This is a genomic window from Candidatus Hodarchaeum mangrovi, assembly GCF_975850365.1.
Genome location: NZ_CDLCQJ010000028.1, coordinates 1 through 1,545, shown reverse-complemented (window position 1 = coordinate 1,545; position 1,545 = coordinate 1). Strand labels below are relative to the sequence as shown.

The window sequence follows — 1,545 nt, the reverse complement described above, 5'->3', positions numbered from 1 at the left end:
CAGGATCATTCCTTTAGCTTCTAAATCATCGATCTTTTCTGCTTTTTCGTATCCCTGTTGAAAATATTCTAAGGCTTGCTGAAAATTTTCGAGATCTGAATGGACGCTACCGAGGTTGTTTAGGACTTCAATTTCGGTTCTGATATTATTACTTTTTTTTGCTGTTTCAAGAGATTTTTCATGATAATTGAGTGCTTGATACAAATCTTTTTCATTTTCAGAAAGATAACCTTTGTCCCTATATATGTTTCCAATGTTGTTTAATATTCCAGATAGAAAATAGAGGTCTCCCATCTCTTGGGCTTTCTTTTGAGCTTCCATTAAATTATCTAAAGCTCTGTCATAATTGCCGATTTTTCTATAGGTAACTCCTATCAGATTCAATAAATCTGATGACATTTCTTCACTTTTTAAATATTGTGCAATAGCTAGTGCTTTCTCAAAATAATTAATAGCTTTTGAGTAGTTATCTAATTGCCAAAAATAAATTCCAATACTTTTTAAAAATTTTCCTTCCTCTTTTCTGTGTTTAAGGATTCGAGCAATCTCTAATGCTTTCATACTTATTGAATAAAATTCATTAAGGTTGGTTGAATCCCAAAATGTTACACTTAATTGTCTAAGACATTTAACTTCGTGTTCTTTGCTTCCTAGATCCCGAGCAAGTTCAATAGCCTTTTGAAAGTTTTCTATTGATTCTTGATACTGACCGGATGAACGATATTTTTTTCCCTCCTCGTAATATGAATAGATATCAAGTGCTGTCTGGCTTTCGTTTCTCAGTATTTCTAGATTGAGCGATTTTGCCAAAGAAATTGCTCTTAAATAATAATCTGACGACACATCAAGTTGTCCGATATTCCAGTACATTAGGCCTAATTTGAGAAGGACACCACACTCTTTTTTACCGTCAGGGATTTTTTTTGCGTATTCGAGTGATTTTTTGAGTAGTTCAATTGCCCTTTCAAATTCTCCTTCTGAACGGAATTTTTCTGCTTCTTTCGAGGTATTTAGGAATCGTTCTGAAGGAGAAATTGTGGAATCATTGGGTACTCTATTAAAGACAGCAATTGCATTAGGTGTTTGAAGAAGAAAGAAGAATAGAAAAATAGAGAGAATCAATTTTTTGACCTGTCTCAAACTATATAGATTAGTCATTTGCGTAGTTCTTCCGGCAATTGACAGGAATGATTGTGACAGGGCCTAGGAGTTGAATCAATCGCCCTTTAAGGTGAATAGGGGGGTGATATTTGGAATTTAGTGGAGATTAGATTTGTGAATACACCTGATTGTGAGTGGCTTGGTTTGTTACAGGAGGTTTTCTTTCTCTTTTAATTTTGTTGTTTTAGATTCAGTTAAAATAAATAAAATTCTTAATCGTCGTCGCTTGGTCGAACTCCACTATCCAGTAATCCATTAATCTTTATCTCTTTCAATTGGCTGTTATCGATAGCAGGGGGGGCGATGTATTTTCCGACATCATAGATAGGAACGAAGTAGAGGAATGAATACAGCAACATGACAGGTTGTCTCAGGATTTTCTTG

The 1,545-nt window shown here is 34.5% G+C and carries 1 protein-coding gene; it reads right to left on the bottom strand.

What is annotated here, in order from left to right:
* Positions 1-1,158, bottom strand: a 1,158-nt coding sequence (locus tag ACWVCY_RS03705; RefSeq protein ID WP_455140354.1) for a tetratricopeptide repeat protein, incomplete at its 3' end; no start/stop codon positions are given.
* Positions 1,159-1,545 lie beyond the last annotated feature (387 nt).